The sequence below is a fragment of the Candidatus Caccoplasma merdavium genome (assembly GCA_018715595.1).
Taxonomy (GTDB): domain Bacteria; phylum Bacteroidota; class Bacteroidia; order Bacteroidales; family UBA11471; genus Caccoplasma; species Caccoplasma merdavium.
On sequence record DVLI01000019.1, the window covers coordinates 68,148 to 86,377 of the forward strand.

An 18,230-nucleotide genomic window follows, 5' to 3' on the forward strand; every position below is an offset into this window, starting at 1 on the left:
ATTCTTTCAATTCCCATATAGAACGGCATACCGCATCGAGGCCAGCCGGTAGGTGTCGACCACGCCCGAAAGGCGGCTTTCGTCGATGTTCCCGCGTAAGGCGGCGGGAATCCCCACGATGAAGTCTACCGCACCGGCTCCCGTGAATCCGCGGCGGTAGATTTTAACCCCCGCCGAATCCGCCCGCAGGGGCAGCTTCAACGGCCGCCGGGCCACACGCCGATAAACCACCGTCCCGAAGTCGGTCTTGTCGCTGTCGGAGATGGTGATGCGGCGCAGTTCCGGGTCGAACTCGTCGTTGAGCACCGCCCGCAGGTAACAGACCTGCCCGTTATGCCGCAGTCGGTAACCGGTGCGCTGCCTGTATTGCATGAAGCGCACATGCAGGTGGCTCACCGGCGTAACCAACGCAAAGGCAAACGCGCCGAACAACGGCCTCCGCCAGAAAGTCGGCAGCAACAGCAGTGCCAGCCGGCGGAAATTCACATCGTATTTACCCATTGTTGTAGACTTTCAGGTTCAACGTCAGCGTGTCCACCCGGAAATAGCCCGCATCGGGGACATACCGGGCATTGATGGCCGCCCCGTCCGTGGTGGAAGCGCCGACAAACTCGACCACCTTCACCCCCTCGACCCCTTGCAGGGCGTCGACAAGCGCCATGTTGGTATATTCGCCGTTGAAGGGCAGGTTCTCGATATACGACTTGATCGCCGCCTCGCAATCGGTTTTCACCGTCTCGGGGGCCAGCATAGCATCGTAATAGATGTCGACCTCACAGCTAAACGGGTCTCCCTCCTTGTTTACCACATTGATGCGCACGCCAGCATCTTTTATCTCGGCAAAGTAAGCTTCCAATTGCTGCACCGTCTCTTCATCGAGCGGAGCGCGACGGCCGTCCGATTCGCCGGCAACTTTGACTGTCAGTATCGAAGTCTCGCGGCTCTCCACCGCTACGGCATGCTTCACTACCCGGGTGGCGGCTATCTCTTCCTCACTCATCGTCGAGGTGTCGTATTCGTCGCTGTCGGGCAGGAGCACCTTGCCCTTCATAAACCGCAGCGCCTTGTCGCGGTACCACTTCGGGCGGTGCGGCAATATCTCGTCGATGCGGCTGTCCACATCGGCTGTGTGCGCGTCGAAAAGGCATTCCAATACCCATACGGCACATGCCACAACATAAAACAACACGTTCTCAACGCTTACCTTACTGAAACGTTCCGTAAAGTTGTCGCCCGGCGTGAACTCGTAAGCCGAAGCCGCCGCCTCGTTGCGCATGAAATCCGCGGCAAGGCTTTCTTTTATTTCTGTAACAGTTCGTGCCATGATTCCCTCCTGTTTTTCGTTCAACTCACTATAAAATCCACCTCGATACCCATGAAACCGATGCCCCCGTAAGGAACCGCCGCCATCTCTTCCGCCGTTACTTCCGTAGCCGGACGTACTTTCCCGGCAGCAAGCATGGCGACGACCTGTTTTTTTACGATATCCTCTTGTTCATACACCAACAGCCGGCCGGTGGAGAGGCTGTCGGTTACAGAAAGGCCGTTTCTTGCCGCCAGGGAAAAGACGGCTTCAAAAGTCCCGCATTCCTGCACGGCGATATCCGCCAATGATTGCCCGTTATATACCGTGATATTCCGCATCGATCGTAACTTTGTTTTTTACGGTGTCGATTTCCACCGTGTTGATTGTCATTCCGTCCGATTCCAGTTGTAGGGATATTTCCCGCTTCCAAGCCGTTATTTCGTCATCACCGAGAATATCGGAAATGCCCGCCCCGAGAAGCGGATATTCCTTGAATTCCCCCTTGTGTGCCTGTAATATGACGGCTTGGTTCTGATAGGTTGTACGTCCTATTTCCAGTCCCCCGGCGATAAGCCCTTGGGAGTCCCGGGCCGTATTTATTTTCAGGTCGGAGGTTTCCGGGTCGAGTAATATGCCAGTTCCTTTCATCAGTGTGTAACTTTCGTGTCTTCTATGTCGGCTTCCCGCGTCTCTGTCAAAGTGGAGGACCACGATACCTCGAGCGCCGTTTTCAGGGCACCGCCACCGTCCTGCAGTACAGGCGTCCAAGCTTTAAACACCGATTTAAGCGCGTTTATATCCCGTTCGATGAGATTCAGCCGTCCGGTCAGTTCCTTTACCTTGGCCAGCCCGTTGTTGCTGCCGCCGTTTATTTCGATGGCTTTTCCGGTGAAGCGTGCACTGCTTTCCCCGACATGCAGTTCGATGGCGGCAATTTCGGTAAAACCGATGACAGCCAGTTCGCGCATCGTTCCGGCCGAAAGGTCGGCCACCAAGACGGAGCTGCCCCCGGCCGGGGTGATGAGCAAACCTTTTTCCGCTCCTTTCTTGACCGTAGAAAGGCGGATACCGGGAATCACCAGATCGCCTATCCGGGCCGAGCAGGTGTCCCCATCCACCGAGACCACTTCCATCAGCCAAAAGGCGAAACAGGGTTTTCCTGTTCCCGTAATTTCCCGAAGCAACGCCGCTATCTGCGAGTATTTTTCCATCAGTCTATTTTTTTCCCAAGTGTAACTTTCCTTTTTCCACCGGCCGAAGAGAAAGAGGTCTCGACGGCGACGACATAGTACTTGCCGGTTTTGTATTCATAATCTGCATCCCTTATCTCCGCAGCCCATGCTGGCTCGACATAGGGAACGAGCCAACCCGTTATACTCCCTTCATAGCCGGTATATGAGCGTATTTTCAGTTCTTCGTCGGCACGGCGTTCGAGGGTGGCCCTATCCGAAACTCCCGGTATTTTCAAATTGAATTTGTCCCCGCCGGGAGTACCTTTGGTAACTTTCACCGTTTTACCGGCCGCATCGGTTCCCTCGATGGTGCAGATGAATTTTCGGTTCCGCGCTTCTCGGTATTTCAGCTCCGACCTTTCTATGTTCACGGCAAAATCATAGATGACGGTTCCCCCTATCTCCGCATATTGCGGGTGTATGTGCAGTGTCCTGCCTTTCAGGTATATGTTCGCCCGGGTCTCCTCCTGTATCTTTTTCAGCACGTCGAATCCCGTCGCGTTGTAGAGGGTGAACCTGTCGTATTTGAAATCGTAGTCGCAGGAGAGGTCAAAGCCGCCGAGTTCCCGGTTTACATACTCCATGATTTCTTTTACGGTGACGTCGGTAAAAACTTTATCGGGCAGGTCTTTGCGGTAATTGTACAACTCATCTTCACACTGTATTTTTATGCTGCCGTCATCGGTGGCGATACTTTCCACGTACCCCACGAACTCGACCGGAAGTTCCGTTAGGTCGGCGTCATAGCCGAACCGGACGGTAACGGGATCTCCTTCATTGATTTTCCCCTCGATTTCCAGTGCTTTGTTATATACGGTTGCCGGAAGGACGACCACGGCGGTATCCGCCAGGTTTTCCACTCCGGCTTTGACCGTTACGCTTTCGAGCAGGGTCAACCGGTAACCGCCTATGGTGATGTCGAAGTCGAGCGAATACATGGTCAGATGGAGATGAAAAGTTCCGTATTGTTGTCGCTGTACGCTTTGATGCTGAAATTTTGGTTGTTCAGCCCTTTGGTGTGCGGGAAAGAAACCGATTCCACCGCCAGGTATTTGATGCCAAGTATAAGGAGCACTTCTTGCGCCACCTCTATGCTCCGGCGTTCGTTGAAAAGCGCGGTTATCGTTCGGACCTGTTCCTCGGGATAAGCGTTCCCGTCGAGGGAAACGACACCTTGTATCTGTACGGTGTAATCATCTTGACACCACCGTTCCTTGACGCTTCCGCCTGCCGTCCCTTTGGCGACGGAACGCCGTATGATCGAGTTTTTTCCGCTGACCGAAACCAGCGGCTCGATGGGGAAGGTGAACCATTCCGTGTCGTCCGGACGTTTCACTTTAAAGGGCATTTGTGAATGAATGACACCTTGGCGGGTCATTGTCCCCTTGACGGCCTCTGCATCGGAAACGGAAGTAATCGGGTTCCCACCCGGCAGAATGATATACGGGGGCAAGGCGCCGAAACTTCCTAACGCTTTCGAGTAACGGACGGCCGCCGGGTCCAGTGGGTTGCCGCTGTATGAAACATCCACATTCGGAATCATTTTTTGCAGCTCGTATTCGATTTTAGCCATTATTGTGCCGTTTTTGCCATTTGTAAAACCCGGATAAATAGGCTCTCCATGTCCCGCTCCATGTTTTCCCGATTGTCGTCGTAGCCGCCTTCGTAAACGATACGTTCGACCATGTTCCCGATAGAGATGTTGATGGTCGTGTTCCGTGTCCCGCCCGTGGCGACGGCTTCGGTGGCGTTTTTGGCCACCTCCCCGCCCGTAGGGTTGATTCCGCTTTCCGTTTCCGACCCGCCGAGTCCGGGTATGGACGGGGAAGATATGCCCAGTTTGGCCCCGAATCCCGAAACGATGTCCGACAAAGACTTTTCCGAATTCCATGACATATCGATGCCGGCGAGCGACCGGCCGGCATTCTTCAAATGGTCGGCCACACGTTGCGCTCCTGCAGTAATGGCCTGTTGCCGGGCTTCCACGTCGGCACCGATGGCAGCTATGGCCGCCCGGTTTTCCGCGCTGTTTCCCAAGCCTACCGCCTCTTTGAATTCGTACCAGCCCAACTTTATTTTGTCGAGCCCGATCATGATGCCGTTCACAAGGGTGGAGAAATAGAGCTTTACCCCGTCGACGAATGCGTAGAAGGTGTATTTCATGAATCCGATGACACCTTCCCAAAGGGAACCCCACCCCTCGATTTTATAACAGAGGTAGGCGATGACGGCAATAAGAGCCACCACACCGGCAATGATCCATGTCGTGGGGGAAGCCCACATGGAAGCGTTCAATGCCGTTTGCGCCGCCGTCCACGCCCATTTGGCCGTGGTAACTATACCCGCCCATAAGGCGGCCAGTTTGGCCCGGGCAATGACGACCCCCATCGTTGCGGCCATTATTCCCAACAAGGCCGTAAGTATAGTTACGGCTGTGTTCCCCCCGGAAAGCAGGTCGAACCAGCGTCTGAAAGCAGACACGCAACCTGTTACACCCTTATGTATCCAAGACAAAAGACCGGCGGTGTAGTCGATAAGTCGGGAGAAAACGGCAAATACCGGATTGATGAATGGCTCGATGATATCATACAGTTTCCAAAGCAGCATGACGGTGTTGTCCAACAAGGTAGACCATCTCCCGGACTTTGAACTGCCGAGACGTTCGGTCATGTTGTAAAACAGCCCGCCCGCAGAGGTAGCCGAAATGAAGGCGTCTCGGACCATTTCTGCCGATATTTCCCCCTTGCTCATTTCATCTTTCAACACGGCCATCGACTTGCCGGTCGTCCTTGATATTTCATTCAGGGGGTTGAAACCTGCGTTAATCATCTGCAGCAGGTCTTGACCCATGAGTTTGCCGGTGGAGGTCATTTGGGAAAAAGCCAGTGTCAGGGAGTTCATCTTTTCCCGGTCGCCCATGGCTATATCCCCCAACATCTTGATATTTGGCATGACGCGGTCTGCAGCGATACCGAAGGAGAGCATCATTTTGGCATTTTCCTGCAAATCCGCCGCCATGTAGGGTGTGGCCGCCCCGTATTGCTGGAGGTCGGAGACCAACCGCCCGCCGGCTTCTTTCGAGCCGAGCAGCACTTCGAAGGATATCTGTGTCTTTTCCCGTTCAAAACCTTTCTTCAAAGCCGCCACTCCTGCCGTTCCGGCCAGTACGATGGGGTTGGTGATGGCCGAGGCGAACGGCAGGCTACCGAATGCTTCGGAAAAAGCCGTCTTCAAACGGCCGCCTGTCGTACTCTCCAACCGGCGCAACTGCCTTTCGAGCGATTGTATTTCCCGGTTGGTGGTGCGTATCGCTTCGATGTTTCCGGCCGGTATCCACTCCCGCTCGGCACGCAGGGCGGCAATACGTCCCGTCAGCGAACCGATGCTCACGCCGAAGTCCTGCATCGTGCGGTCGGCTTGTACGACCTGCCGTTGCACCCGGCTCCACACCGCCAGTTGCCGGTCGTTGGCAATGCCTATGCGCGAGAGCTTGCCCGAGATTTTATCTTGTAGGGAGAGGGTATATTCAACGATATTGCCTGCCATCGGTTCGTTTGTTAGGGTTTGTTCGCCTCTTTTTCCTTTTTCCGGATATATACCAGTTCATTATAACGGGCGGCGAATTCCTCGTCATCGAGGTTATCCGGTTCTATGTGCATGTAGTAGCGCAGCTGCGCCGCCATGATCCGAAACGTATCGGCATCATCGACGGTCGCAGCCTCTATAACTTTTCCAGTTCGGCCTCCCCGACTTCAACGATATCGGGTATCATTCCCGAAGCGGCGAGGAACAGGCTGTCGTCGGTGCGGATATCCGTATCCCCGCCGAGCCAGCACTGCCGCAATATGACCTCGTTGAATTTCAACGGGTCGGTTTTTCCGGCCACGGAAGCGGCCGAGAGGTCCTTCCGTTTCGGCGCACGCAGGTAACAGACGTGCTTTCTACCGTCGGCATCGTCCACCTTGATGGCGAATACGTTTTTATGGGTCTCTTTCCACTCTTTTATCTGCTCGGCGGTGGCTTCTCCGATCGGTTTTTCCTTTTCCATGACGGATTTTCTGTTTGATGACGGTTGCCCGTCCGGTTAAACGATTTTTTTCTTGTCCAGGAAGATGAAAGGGAGGGTGCATTCCATGAATTTGTCCCCCTGTTTCAGTTCTTTGGGTTCTTCGGTAAACTGGCAACCGATCAACTCGTCCGTGGCGATCATATCCCCTTTCGACGGGTTGCCGTAATTGGCGACTATTTTCACCTCGAGGTCCAGTATGGAGCCTCCGCCGGCGACTTCCAGCGCCAACAGTTCGGATTGGGTGAGAGTGATTTCCCCTTCACCCGACTTGTTGCCTTTCTGAATGCTCAGCGGTTTGTTACCTTTGCCGTAAAGCGCTTCTTTTTCTTGTTTGTAGACATATTTCAGTCCTCGCAGGCCGGAGATGTCGCGGTTACCCATGAAGACGGTCAGGTCTGCAAATTCGTACTCTCTGCTGTTGAACATTGTTTCCTTGTTTATGTGGTTTTGAAACCGAGATCGACATCGATGTATTTGGCGTAACCGTTGGGCTTGACACGCAAGCCGGCGGCAATACGGGAGGTGGCGAGAATGTCCTGCTTGTAATCGATGGAACACTCCACGCCGGTATCGTCAGGGTCGGCGGGGTCGTTTCCGAGGTTCCCGTTGGCGGTCATGCTGCTGATGATGGCTTGTTCGACATCGCCCTGCACGGAGGCGCACCAAGCCGGAGAAAGGGTTCCATCCGTGGCGATAGGCACTTCGTCGTTGAGCGATTCGACAAGGGTGTTGTATGCGATACGGTAAGCCTTGTCTATGACCCGGCGGTTCGACAGCGAATTGTAATCGTCCGTGGCAGCCGTGGCCAGCGGGTCATCCGCAATGAAGTAACCCGACTTGCCCACAAACGTCCGGAACGTGATGTATCCTTTGTCGTTGATGCTTTCCACATCTGCTTCCTCGACGGTTTTCCCGCCGACGAACATCTCCACCGGCGTAAGGGCGCCGCTTTTCACCCGGCTGATCTTACGCTGGACGTCCGTGGCGGCGATTCTCCCGGCAACGATGCCCATGGCCGCGTTCGGGCTGTCTTGCGACGTATCGCCGATGACGATGCCGCAACGGTCATGGTTCATTGTTTTCAGATCGGGCAGGCCGGTATCATTGCCGGAATAGGCATACCCTTCAATCAAAGTGAATATCGGGGCATAACGTTCGTCCGTGGCCCATTCACCGAGAGCCTGTGCCTTTGGCAGGGCGGTGATGACATCGCTGTCCATACACTCGGAATCGTCGAGCTCGTAGCTTTCCCCGGGCGTTTTGAAGGCGATGAGTCCCCGTATGTTGCCTTTGGCCGACAATAACAGCGATTTTGCGCCGCCGGCATTGTCCTTGTCGAGTACCGTGGCAAAAGCGGCTGTCTCGGCAAAACCCATGAGCCACAATTCCAGGCCGTCGCCGCCCTCCGCATAGAAATCCTTGACATTGCGGTAAAGGTTGGGATTGTTCTCGGAAGTAACACCCAAACTTTCAAGGTCGGCGAGCTTTTTGAGAGAGTAAGCCTTGCCCAGTTTGAAATTTTCTTCCCCGGCCACCTCTGCCGCACCGATAGCGATAAAGCCCAGGCAACCGTCGTCCATTTCGGCCACTTGCCCGAGAGCCCCGTTCGAATAGGTTATTTTTACACGTGGTAACATGGCTTCTTTCTATTTTCGTTTGACTGTAATTACGTTTTTATCACCGAGACGTTTCGCATGTTCCCGGGCGTCGTGCTCGTCGAAAAAGCCGAAATTGTCCGAGGTCATGAAAACCTTTTCCTGGTCGGGATAGCAGGAGAGTATCCGCAATCCCTCTTTTTCGATAGTCGAAAGCGGTGGTTCTTCCTTTTTTTTCTTTGAACGGGTTTCTTTTTCCGCTCCTGCGGATTTGGACGCTTTATCGGTTTGGGGTTCGTTCTTTTCAGATTCACCCGGTCGGGTATCCATATCCCCCGCACCCGTTTTGTTTTCTTCGTTTTGCATTTTAATAGAGGTAAAATCGTTTATGAATGGTGTTTGAATTTCCGGTCGGGGAGTTCGCGCGGGCCGCCGCGCGTATCCGTTTTCAGGATAACGGGCGGTGCGGCCCTGCCGTCGAGGTGAAACGCGCCGGTATCATGGAACGTTTCCAACCCCTACCTGCCGGCGGTGCGGGATCGGCCCGCACCCGGAACCCGTATGGCTTATCCCGCGGCGGAAGGCTCTTCGGTCGCCTGGCAAATAAGCGCGACACCTTTTTTGTCCGATCGGATATAACTTCCCCCGGCACGTTGCAGGAAAGAGATGATATCGCCGTAATAAAGCGGGTTGCCTTCATCGTCGAAAAGAATCGACGCACCGAGAGCCCGGGATACGCAATCTTCCTGCCAGGCTATGCCGGCTGCCGAATCGGTCGCATCGGCGGCCGCGCTCCACTCCTTGAGGACTCCGGCTTTCGTCGTTTTGGCGACCTGGCCGCGTTTGTAGAACCGGAAGCCGGCATATTCCCCGATGACACCTTTTTCCGGATCGGCACCCGCCAGGAAGGCAACAACCTCGTTGTTCGTCATCGAGTTCTTCAACTGGTTGTACATGTAAGCGTCCAAGAGCATGTAACGGCCTGTCTGTGGAATGTTCTGCGAGTCGAAAAGCAGTTGGGCCGCTTCGACGGAGGCTTTGGTCATCGATTTGCGGTTTCCCGTCGCCGAGGCAATATGGGCGGGAACGGCAGCTCCTTCGGTGAATATCGTGTTTACCCCGGAAGGAATCCATGAATAGATGAGTGACGCGTGTATGTCATCTGCCAGTTTGTTGCGTGATCCCCGTATGATGCTTTCCCGTTTGTTGTACGAAAGCTCCACCTTGTCCGCATTGGGTATGCGGATAGGATCGACCGAAAATTCATCGATATCATACGAAAGGTCCACGTCTTCCCGTGTAGTGACTGTAGCGGGAAAGGTTGAGCGGTTTTTCACCACGGAAGGCGCTGCACCCGCATTAGGAACATGAACTGTTTTTCCGTTTACAAACTCCGAGTGATCCACCGATTTAGAGGCGAAAGAATTGTCTGCAAACAGATTTTCGATAATGGATTTGATCCAGATTTGAACTTGTAATGCCATTTTATGAGTTTTGAATGTTTAGCGTTGAACACATTTCTTTGTACTTTTTCTCGTACAGGTCGGGGTACTTTTCTTTCAATTCCAACAGACGGCCGGAACGATCGATTTCGTCCCACGTCATCTTTGCGAGGCATTCGCCTTCCCCTCCGTCGGCAATTTTCCCGCGCAGGCTCTGCCGGGCAGGCAGGCTTCCGAGAATCTTACGGGTATTTGCGAAATCGGTCTCGAACAGCTTCAAGTAGGTTTCTTTCAGGTCAGCAGGGATTTTTCCCTCTTTTATGGCCTGCTCCACTTGTGTGGAGGCTTCGGCTTTCTCCCCGGCGATTTTTTCTTCGGACAACCGTTTCACTTCGGCCTCGGCTTTCTCTTTTGCCGCTTGCAGGGCGGCGATCTCCTGTTTATGGCTCTCCTGTAACCGGGTGATGGCAGATAACACCTCCGCGTCCCCAGCGTTTTCAGGCAGCCCGAGCTTCAAAGCAATTTCTTTCATTGGTTTATGATTTGTTTGTTTATGAATAAGACGAACGGGACAGTCCCTATCGTCGGATAATTCAATGACCCGGTCATTGTCGTCGTAAAGGACAATGCCCGCCGCATTCGGATTGGAGGGTATGTCGACGATCGACACTTCGCGCAATTCGCATTTCGTTACCGTCGCCCGGGTCTGTCCGGGTTTAAGGTGCTCGGGGGCTTCGCTCACCTCTATGATACGGATTCCGATCGAGCAGGCTTTCAAAAAACCGCCTTCCACTTTATCCGCGATCTTGGCCGCAAAATCGTCTTTCTTGTCGAAAACGGGTTCGCCGGACATGATGCCGCCTTCCCCGGCCCCGTAGTTCTTCCAAATGCCGATGGGAAGTATCTCGTCTTTCTTACCGTACAATGTGCGGTGGTGGTTGAACAGCATCACGGGGTTCTTTTCAAAGCGTGTCATGTCGATGCCCGATGTCAGTACCCGGAAACCGTAACTGTTTAATTCTTCGTCTGTCCAGATAAGTCTTTTTGCCATTGTTTTTATAAAAGGACGGGGGCTTGGCAGGGCGGCAACTCACCCCCGTATGACAGTTCCCTCGGTTATCCGCCGGATTGCCGCTCCCGGCGGATCTTTCAAAAATGGTTTGTGGCGGGAGCGGGATTCGAACCCGCGACTTCGAGGTAATGGGCCTCGCGAGCTACCTCTGCTCTATCCCGCTGTTTTCCAGCAAAAATCTCAATAGGTTTCCGTCCCGGCAAATTGTGTGGACATTCTGTGCACTCTTTTTTGACACCAGCCGTATGAAAGCGACTTTTGCATTAAAAAGATATTCCGAATGTCTCTTACGAAACAAGAAATCGAAATACGGAAAGGTTACGCTTTTCGTCTTTTCATGAGCGGGGAATCCCAAAAATCGATAGCGCGGACCGTGGGTATTACGGAAGCGACGGTAAGCCGGTGGGCGGGAAAAGAGGAATGGGACAAGAAAAAACAGGAGCAGAACACTTCGACGCTTGCCTTGGCCAATTCCATGATGGCGGCGGCCCGTAAAATGTCAGAACTCATCATCTCGAACATCGAGAACGGGAATACCGATATAGGGACGATCACCAAGTGCTCGGACAACCTTGTCAAAATCATGGCGGCGGCCGAACGTATCGCCAAGACCGTTACCAGGGCGACGGTCATCGACGTGGTCATCGCCCTCGACCGCTGGCTGGTGCAACGGGCGGAAGTCGATGAGTGTCTTTCTCCTGAAATGCTCGAATCGATTACCGGTTTTCACAGGAAATATATCGAATATATCACCTCAAACGAGACATGATGGCCGGAGAAAAAGAGAGATATAAAAAAGCGCTTGAACGTTATGCCAAACATCTTCAAGAGATACGAAACATAACGTCTGTCATACCTAAGGGTACCGAAGTGGAACGCATATCACGCATGGCTCGGGCCAAAGAGGACTATGATTTTTTCGTGCATGCCTATTTCCCACATTTGGCGACTTCCCGATGCGGGAAGTTCCAGATAGAAGCGGCGGAATACATAAAAAACAATCCACGTGCACGGTGCGTATTCGAATGGGCTCGTGGCCATGCGAAAAGTTCACACATATCGTTAATGATTCCGCTTTGGCTGAAAATACAGGAAAACCCCGAGCCGATGATTATGGTACTCGTGTCAAAGAGTGCGGACATGGCCCGGCGGCTGTTGTCCGACTTGCAGGCAGAACTTGAGGGAAATGACCTGTTTCTGCATGATTTCGGAAGGCAGAAAACGGACGGTCTTTGGACGGACGGGGAATTCGTCTGCGCCGATGGTTCCATGTTCATCGCCCTCGGGCGTGGACAATCGCCGCGCGGGATCAAACGGCGGGGGCTGCGGGTGAATTACATTAGCATCGACGACATCGACGACGATGAGATGTGCCGCAACCCCCGGAGGGTGGACGAAGCCGTCGACTGGTGCCTGAGCGCACTCATCGGCACCATGGCCATGGGGCGGGGACGGTTCGTTCTGGTTGGAAACCGCATCGGCCAATATTCCATTCTCGGGGAAATGGCCTCGCGCCCCCATTTTTACCATACCGTCGTGAATGCCCTCGACAAAAAAGGAAAACCGTCCTGGTGGCAGAATTACCAACTGTCGGAAATCAACGACCTGCGGGTGGAAGTCGGTGAACGGCGCTTTCAAAAGGAATACATGAACAACCCACTGGACGAAGGGTCCGTTTTCGAGCGGAAGTATATCCGCTACGGCAAGATGCTTCCTTTGCGGGAATACCGCGCAATCGTCTCTTATACCGACCCGTCGTTCAAATCGTCGTCGAAAAACGACTTCAAGGCCACGCTTTTGGTGGGGCTGACCAAAGAGGGAAAGTTCCATGTCATAAAGGCTTACGCCGACCAGACGAAGGTGTCGGTCATGGTGGGGTGGCATTACGAGATAAGCGAATTTGTGGGGGATACGCCCGTCCGGTATTACATGGAGTCCAATTTTATTCAGGACTTGTTGATGGACGAGTTCCGCAAAGCGGGTATCGCCTCGGGAAAGCAGATCCCCATTACCGGGGACGGACGGAAAAAGCCGGAGAAATTCGCACGCATCGAGGCGTTGCAGCCCTTTTTCCAACGCGGGGAGATTCTTTTCAACGAGGCGGAAAAATCGTCGGGAGGCATGAAAGTGCTCGAAGACCAGCTGCTGACGTTCCAGCGGGGAAGCAAGGCGCACGACGATGCGCCCGACGCCCTCGAAGGGGCCGTGTGGTTGCTGAGTAACAAAGTAAGGACGGCGACTACCCGTTACGTCATTGGACACAGACCTAACCGTAAATATTGACATATATGTATTTATCCGCAGAAGAATTGAAAACAGCCATGTATGCCCATGTCGTCGAAGAGATTACCGGTGGGGACGTTTCAATCGTTTGCCAAGCCATCGAAGCAGCCGTGGAAGAAGCGAAGTCTTACCTGTCCAACCGCTACGACGTGGAGAAGATATTCTCGGCCGTCGGGGAGGGACGGAACGCCATGATTCTCGAAAACATCAAGGTCATGGCCGTATGGCGCATCATCACCATCTGCAATGCCGAAACCATCTATGAGATGTGGAAAGAGCGCTACGACCGTGTGGTCGACTTTTTCAAGAACGTGGCCAAAGGGATTGTCGCGCCTGCCTTGCCGCTCCGGACGGACGAAAAAGGCAATATCGAACTGCAAGCCAAATTCGGCTCTAACCCCAAATTTCATCATTCTTTATAATGAAAAGAAAAAAACAGGACCATGCCCCTTCCGGGAGAAAACGGAAGAACGGGGCCTCGCTGGTACGCCGTGTCATCGAACGGCACGAGTCGATAACGCGGAAAGACATTGCCGACTGGAAAAAGGCCCGGCAACAGGCCACAAGCGATTACGAACCCAAACAGGTGCTTCTGCAAAACCTCTATGAAGAAGTCATGCTCGATGCGTTGATGTCCTCCCAGGTGGGACTGCGCATCGATAAAAGCCAGGGGGTGGACTTTTCGCTGGTGCAAGGGGGAAAAACCGACGAGGAACAAACCCGGATACTCAAGGATAGCGGCCTTTTCGACCAGTTGGTCGAGCTGATTGTCGAAAGCAAGTTTTACGGCTGTTCCTTGATTGAGTTTTCCTATACGCCCGATGGTATCCGCGCCGACCTCGTGCGCCGCCAGAACGTGGCGCCCAAGACGGGACGGTTTTATCCCGACACCTACGGGAGCGAATTCGTGTCGTACCGGGAAGAACCGGAATTCGGCCGGTGGCTCGTCGAACTATACCCCCGGGAAGGGGATTTGGGGCTGCTCAACAAGGCCGTCCCCTATGTGCTGATGAAGAAGTTCGCCATGTCGTGCTGGAGCGAGCTGTGCGAAATCTTCGGCATTCCGCCGCGCGTCATGAAAACGAACACGTCCGACCCCGAAATGCTCTCCCGAGCGGAACAAATGATGAAGGAGATTGGTTCGGCCGCCTACTTCATCATCGATACCGAGGAGAACTTCGATTTTGCACAGGGTGTCGCTACAAACGGGGAGGTTTACAAGAATCTCATCGATACCTGTAACCAACAACTTTCCTTGCTGAACCTCGCTGCCGTGCTGGGGCAGGATACCGTGAATGGAAACCGCTCGAAGGAGGAAAGTTCCTCCAAATTGCTCGACTCCGTGGTGAAGGCCGATAACCGTTTCATAGAATCCTCTTTCAACAGGATCATACTCCCGGCGCTCGCCTCCATCGGCGTCCTCAAACCCGGGCTACGGTTGGTCATCGCCAAGGAGGTCGATGTGGAAAAGTTGTGGAAAATGGTACACGAGGGATCCCAGTACTACGATTTCGACATAGACTGGGTACGCGAGACGTTCGGCATCGAGGTTACCGGATTGCGTACCGACACGGCTCCGGCGGTTTCTCCGGCTCCGGGGAATAAAAAGGACGGAAAAGCGGGCGCTTCCGGAAGCGGGGAAACACGGGAGCTGCCGGATGATTTTTTCTTTTAAGGGCTGGCCGGCCAGCCTTGAAGTCCACCCTTGACGACCTCTATTTCAACGGTTCTTTAACGGCGTTGGAAGAGTGTTTGAAAGAGTTCGGGCAGTCGGTGGCGGGAATGTTCCCTCTGGCGGACGGGGAGATGTTCGGCAGGATCATCGGGGAGATTGCGGACGATTTCGATGCGGCCGTCAACAAACGCCTGCTCGACATATACGCGGGCAACCTGCTCGGAGGCGTCCGTGGCGTTTTCGGGGATACCGGGTACGGAAGCCGCTATTTCAGCCTTGTAAACCGGCTGGAAGCCAACGCGGCCAGGTTCGCGGCTTACAAGGCTTACCATGCCACGGAACAGGTCAAGAGGCAACTGACGGCCCGCGTGTCGAAAGAAGAGGCCCTGAAAAGGGCCGAAGGGGCTTTGCGGGCGTTCAACAGGTACCAGGCCGCGGAATACAACACGGCCGTGGCACGCTGCCGGACGGCCAGGCAATGGACCGACTTCAACCGGGAAGGACATGCGGACATTTTTCCGAATATCCGTTGGTTGCCGAGCCGGAGCGCCGAAAGGCGTACGCAGCATGTCCCTTACTATAACCGCGTATGGGCGAAGACCGACCCGTTCTGGCTGGAAAACCAGCCCGGCAACGAATGGAACTGCAAGTGCGACTGGGAGGAAACCGCCGATGACGTGGACCACGACGGGGTGAAGGTTACACCCCCGCCGGCGGGCCTCTCCGGAAATCCTGGCATCACCGGGGAGATCTTCTCGGAAAAGTCGATATATTTTACGGCCAACGGGCACGACCGGGTAGGCAGGGGGATATTGGAACTGGGCGAAGGCGGTTTCTTGGGCAAAGGGAAAATCGATGCGGTGGAGGTGCTGTCGCACGTGTTGCACGAGCCGGGCGAAATCGCCGGGAACATGGAGGTCGCTACCCTGTTTTGCCGGCATAACAAAGGGGTAAGGCGTATAAAACTGCTGCCCAATGTGGTAAAAGAGGATGCCGGCCTGCGGCCCCGGTTCTACCCCAAAGGCATGACACCGCGCGGGGCGAATAAAAATGCCGATGCCGTCATCGAATGGGACAACGGCGACAAGTGGGTCGTCGACTTCAAGTGCATGCAGGGAAACGGGGCGAAACTCAAAGAACGCCTATGCGACGCCTACGAGCAGGCCGACTATGCCGTCGTGAAGATATGCGGGGAAATAAAAGAGATTCAAAAAGTAATCGAAACGGCCGATCGGTTCATGAAAGGGCATCATCAGTTCAAAGGGTTGATTGTCTATGATAATTCGGACAGGGAAATCTTTCGGATAATAAAATAGGCGGCATGGTTGCCGCCTATGAACCCCACTACTGTCCACCCAACGGGTCGCCAAGGATTCTTTGCAAATGTAGTAAATAATTTCTCTATAAACAAACAAAGAGGCGTTCCGCCTCTTTGCCCAACCCAAGTGTCCCAGCCAGCGGCTCGATCGCGAGTTGTTTCGCAAATATAGTGATAATTTCTTACAAACAAATATTTTATGGCAAAAATGACTCCCGGACAATTCAAAGCGGAAATAGAAAGGCTGCGTGAGATGTCGCCCGACTTTATGGCCCGTATAGCCCCGTTGGTGGCGGCGAATACGGCGGTTGCGGTCTTTAAAAACAACTTCCGAACCGAGAGCTTCGACGGGGTGAAGTGGAAAGAGGTACAACGACGCGACGGGCATTCTCCGGCTTATCGGTATGCGGCAAAGTACCACCCGGCAAGGACGACGCGGAACATATTGACCGGAGACACCGGTGACCTGGGCCGTTCCATCGAGGTGAAGGAGGTGGGGGAAGGGCGGGCTACCGTATGGACTTCCCCACAGGAATTCGGCAGTAAGGAGCCTTACGGGGCGGTTCATAACGAAGGCTTGAAAGCGGGACGGGGTGCCGGATTCATCATGCCCCGTCGCCAGTTTATGGGAGACACCCCCAATTTGCGGGGGAAAACGGTGAAAGAACTCGGGAAAGCATTGGACCGGCTCTTCAAAAAATAAATGCGGAGGCCTGAGCCTCCGCATTTTCATTTGCTTTCAGGGTACAAGGTTATTTTTATCCCTTCGGGGTGTACGGCCGTTCCTTCTCCGGCATGGCCCGCCGTGAATTGCGTCGCATAAGAGAGGGCATACACTTCGAACGTGTTGCCGACATGAAGTTTCCGCCAGTTCGTCCGCACCAACGGTGCGAACCCCTTTTCATAATACAGCTGCAAAGCATCATGCACGCTCTCCATCAGTTCGATGGCGGCATATCCGTCTTCTTTCCGGGGGGCATACAGCGACGTGGGCGTGAGCCGCTGGTCGGCGATGGTGATTGTTACCGATACGTCCGCCAGTTGTCCGCCTTTGCCGGTTTCACTGAAACCGGCTTGTTCCAGGTCGATGAGCGCGCAGGGATATTTCACCGCAGGCTGATCGTATCGTAATTGCCCCCAATCCTTGTCGATGTATTTCAGCTCCGGCACCGTGGCGAGCCGTTCCTGTATGCTCAACAGCAAATCTTTAAATTGTCCCATCGTGTTCGTTTTTGTCGAATAGTGATAACTGACCGGGTCTTTCCGGTTGTTCCCGGGTCTCCCGCAAGGGCGTGGCGATGTAACGCAGCAGGGTGCGGTAACACATCGGGTAAACGGGGTTGACATACCGTTCCCAGACTTTGAAATAACTTTTGGCGTAATTCCCCGGCTCGTAATGCTGCTGGACGATGTCGCAGACCAACTTTATCCGCCGGAGGGTGTTTTTACGTCGACCGCCCATTGTTTTTCCCGGATTTCGTTTTACCTTTGTTACAACTTCCCCAAATTGTAACTCGCTTGCCGAATCCGGTGGGCGGGTTATTTTTTATCCTTTACACGCTGCGTCTCACGCCTCGGTCATGCCGAGGGGTATCTGTTTCCATGCCCCACTTTTTTCGTCTTTGTATTCGGCATAAATATAGGTTTTCGACAGCTGCGGGATATAAGCCTCCTCTATGATGGTGATCCCTTCGTTCAGCCGTTCGTCGTTCAACTCATTCGCCAATTTGCGTAGTTGCAGGGCCTTGTTGGCTTTCAGGTTCCCTGCAGCGTCCCGGGAGAGCAGCCGCATCATTTGGTTGACGAGCGCCCGCGTGGTGTCGTCCTTGATGAGCGAGAGGCACGCTTCTTTGACAATGGCGACACCGTCGTTTACGGTATCTCTCCAACCGTCGCACTGGTGACGGCCGATGGTGATGCGGCGGGTACCGTCGGAAGTGGTGAAGGTATGCGATTTCTGGTCTTCTTTTACCCGTCGCAAGACATCGGCTTTCATCTGCAATATGGCGGAAAACCGTTCGAGGATTTCCCCTTTGACGGCCGAAATTGTCCCGCTCAGCTCTTTGAGCCGGGGCAGAGCGGCGGTTACTTCTTCATCGACCAGCTGGCTGTAGGCCGCGCGGTCGCGTTTGGCTTGTTCCTTTGCTGTCTTGGCGGCTTTGGCCCGTTGGAAGGCTTCATACTCTGCGATTTGCGCCTCCGTCATCATGACGGCCTGCTTCTTCTCTTCGTTCATGG

At 54.0% G+C, this 18,230-nt stretch carries 23 protein-coding genes and 1 tRNA gene; 6 read left to right on the plus strand and 18 right to left on the minus strand.

The window, feature by feature from the left end; genetic code table 11:
• Positions 1 to 6 precede the first annotated feature (6 nt).
• From IAD09_06305 to IAD09_06375, 15 genes are all read right to left on the minus strand, one after another.
• The gene (locus tag IAD09_06305; GenBank protein ID HIT81833.1) at positions 7 to 501 is read right to left on the minus strand and encodes a hypothetical protein; all 495 of its coding nucleotides are present in this window, start codon (positions 499 to 501) and stop codon (positions 7 to 9) included.
• Positions 494 to 1,324, minus strand: coding sequence for a hypothetical protein (locus IAD09_06310; GenBank protein ID HIT81834.1), 831 nt, complete (start codon positions 1,322 to 1,324; stop codon positions 494 to 496). Before IAD09_06310 ends, IAD09_06305 begins: the two co-directional genes overlap by 8 nt.
• A gap of 20 nt (positions 1,325 to 1,344) precedes the next feature.
• Positions 1,345 to 1,644, minus strand: coding sequence for a hypothetical protein (locus IAD09_06315; GenBank protein ID HIT81835.1), 300 nt, complete (start codon positions 1,642 to 1,644; stop codon positions 1,345 to 1,347).
• Entirely contained in the window at positions 1,622 to 1,954 is a 333-nt protein-coding gene (locus IAD09_06320; protein ID HIT81836.1) for a hypothetical protein, read from the minus strand. Before IAD09_06320 ends, IAD09_06315 begins: the two co-directional genes overlap by 23 nt.
• Complete coding sequence (locus tag IAD09_06325) at positions 1,954 to 2,517, minus strand: hypothetical protein (protein HIT81837.1); 564 nt, start codon at positions 2,515 to 2,517, stop codon at positions 1,954 to 1,956. Before IAD09_06325 ends, IAD09_06320 begins: the two co-directional genes overlap by 1 nt.
• Positions 2,517 to 3,476, minus strand: a complete 960-nt coding sequence (locus IAD09_06330) for a hypothetical protein (GenBank protein HIT81838.1) — start codon at positions 3,474 to 3,476, stop codon at positions 2,517 to 2,519. Before IAD09_06330 ends, IAD09_06325 begins: the two co-directional genes overlap by 1 nt.
• Before the next feature lie 2 nt (positions 3,477 to 3,478).
• Positions 3,479 to 4,111, minus strand: a complete 633-nt coding sequence (locus tag IAD09_06335) for a hypothetical protein (GenBank protein ID HIT81839.1) — start codon at positions 4,109 to 4,111, stop codon at positions 3,479 to 3,481.
• Positions 4,111 to 6,084, minus strand: coding sequence for a tape measure protein (locus IAD09_06340; protein ID HIT81840.1), 1,974 nt, complete (start codon positions 6,082 to 6,084; stop codon positions 4,111 to 4,113). Before IAD09_06340 ends, IAD09_06335 begins: the two co-directional genes overlap by 1 nt.
• 175 nt (positions 6,085 to 6,259) lie before the next feature.
• Positions 6,260 to 6,586, minus strand: coding sequence for a hypothetical protein (locus IAD09_06345; GenBank protein ID HIT81841.1), 327 nt, complete (start codon positions 6,584 to 6,586; stop codon positions 6,260 to 6,262).
• 36 nt (positions 6,587 to 6,622) lie between these two features.
• The gene (locus IAD09_06350) at positions 6,623 to 7,033 is read right to left on the minus strand and encodes a hypothetical protein (protein HIT81842.1); all 411 of its coding nucleotides are present in this window, start codon (positions 7,031 to 7,033) and stop codon (positions 6,623 to 6,625) included.
• Between the two features lie 11 nt (positions 7,034 to 7,044).
• Positions 7,045 to 8,244 carry a hypothetical protein gene (locus IAD09_06355; GenBank protein ID HIT81843.1) on the minus strand — a complete coding sequence of 400 codons (1,200 nt, stop codon included), beginning with the start codon at positions 8,242 to 8,244 and terminating at the stop codon, positions 7,045 to 7,047.
• 9 nt (positions 8,245 to 8,253) lie between these two features.
• Positions 8,254 to 8,568, minus strand: a complete 315-nt coding sequence (locus tag IAD09_06360) for a hypothetical protein (protein ID HIT81844.1) — start codon at positions 8,566 to 8,568, stop codon at positions 8,254 to 8,256.
• Between the two features lie 200 nt (positions 8,569 to 8,768).
• Entirely contained in the window at positions 8,769 to 9,686 is a 918-nt protein-coding gene (locus IAD09_06365) for a hypothetical protein (GenBank protein ID HIT81845.1), read from the minus strand.
• Position 9,687: 1 nt separating this feature from the next.
• Complete coding sequence (locus IAD09_06370) at positions 9,688 to 10,695, minus strand: HK97 family phage prohead protease (protein HIT81846.1); 1,008 nt, start codon at positions 10,693 to 10,695, stop codon at positions 9,688 to 9,690.
• A gap of 112 nt (positions 10,696 to 10,807) precedes the next feature.
• Positions 10,808 to 10,879: transfer RNA gene (locus tag IAD09_06375), tRNA-Met, on the minus strand.
• A gap of 117 nt (positions 10,880 to 10,996) precedes the next feature.
• Here IAD09_06375 and IAD09_06380 point away from each other — a divergent pair.
• The 6 genes from IAD09_06380 (at position 10,997) to IAD09_06405 (ending at position 16,695) form a co-directional block, all read left to right on the plus strand.
• Positions 10,997 to 11,485 carry a terminase gene (locus tag IAD09_06380; GenBank protein HIT81847.1) on the plus strand — a complete coding sequence of 163 codons (489 nt, stop codon included), beginning with the start codon at positions 10,997 to 10,999 and terminating at the stop codon, positions 11,483 to 11,485.
• Positions 11,485 to 12,999 carry a hypothetical protein gene (locus tag IAD09_06385; GenBank protein HIT81848.1) on the plus strand — a complete coding sequence of 505 codons (1,515 nt, stop codon included), beginning with the start codon at positions 11,485 to 11,487 and terminating at the stop codon, positions 12,997 to 12,999. The genes IAD09_06380 and IAD09_06385 overlap by 1 nt, the downstream gene beginning before the upstream one ends.
• A gap of 5 nt (positions 13,000 to 13,004) precedes the next feature.
• Positions 13,005 to 13,421, plus strand: a complete 417-nt coding sequence (locus IAD09_06390) for a DUF1320 family protein (GenBank protein HIT81849.1) — start codon at positions 13,005 to 13,007, stop codon at positions 13,419 to 13,421.
• The gene (locus IAD09_06395; protein HIT81850.1) at positions 13,421 to 14,674 is read left to right on the plus strand and encodes a DUF935 family protein; all 1,254 of its coding nucleotides are present in this window, start codon (positions 13,421 to 13,423) and stop codon (positions 14,672 to 14,674) included. The genes IAD09_06390 and IAD09_06395 overlap by 1 nt, the downstream gene beginning before the upstream one ends.
• Positions 14,675 to 14,691: 17 nt before the next feature.
• Positions 14,692 to 15,990 carry a hypothetical protein gene (locus IAD09_06400; protein ID HIT81851.1) on the plus strand — a complete coding sequence of 433 codons (1,299 nt, stop codon included), beginning with the start codon at positions 14,692 to 14,694 and terminating at the stop codon, positions 15,988 to 15,990.
• A 201-nt stretch (positions 15,991 to 16,191) separates the two neighbouring features.
• The gene (locus IAD09_06405; protein HIT81852.1) at positions 16,192 to 16,695 is read left to right on the plus strand and encodes a phage virion morphogenesis protein; all 504 of its coding nucleotides are present in this window, start codon (positions 16,192 to 16,194) and stop codon (positions 16,693 to 16,695) included.
• Positions 16,696 to 16,721: 26 nt separating this feature from the next.
• Here IAD09_06405 and IAD09_06410 read toward each other — a convergent pair whose 3' ends face one another.
• The 3 genes from IAD09_06410 to IAD09_06420 form a co-directional block, all read right to left on the minus strand.
• Entirely contained in the window at positions 16,722 to 17,213 is a 492-nt protein-coding gene (locus IAD09_06410) for a hypothetical protein (GenBank protein ID HIT81853.1), read from the minus strand.
• Positions 17,200 to 17,454, minus strand: coding sequence for a hypothetical protein (locus IAD09_06415; protein HIT81854.1), 255 nt, complete (start codon positions 17,452 to 17,454; stop codon positions 17,200 to 17,202). Before IAD09_06415 ends, IAD09_06410 begins: the two co-directional genes overlap by 14 nt.
• Positions 17,455 to 17,559: 105 nt before the next feature.
• Positions 17,560 to 18,228 (minus strand): DUF3164 family protein, encoded by a 669-nt coding sequence (locus tag IAD09_06420; protein ID HIT81855.1) that lies wholly within the window; start codon positions 18,226 to 18,228, stop codon positions 17,560 to 17,562.
• Positions 18,229 to 18,230: the final 2 nt, after the last annotated feature.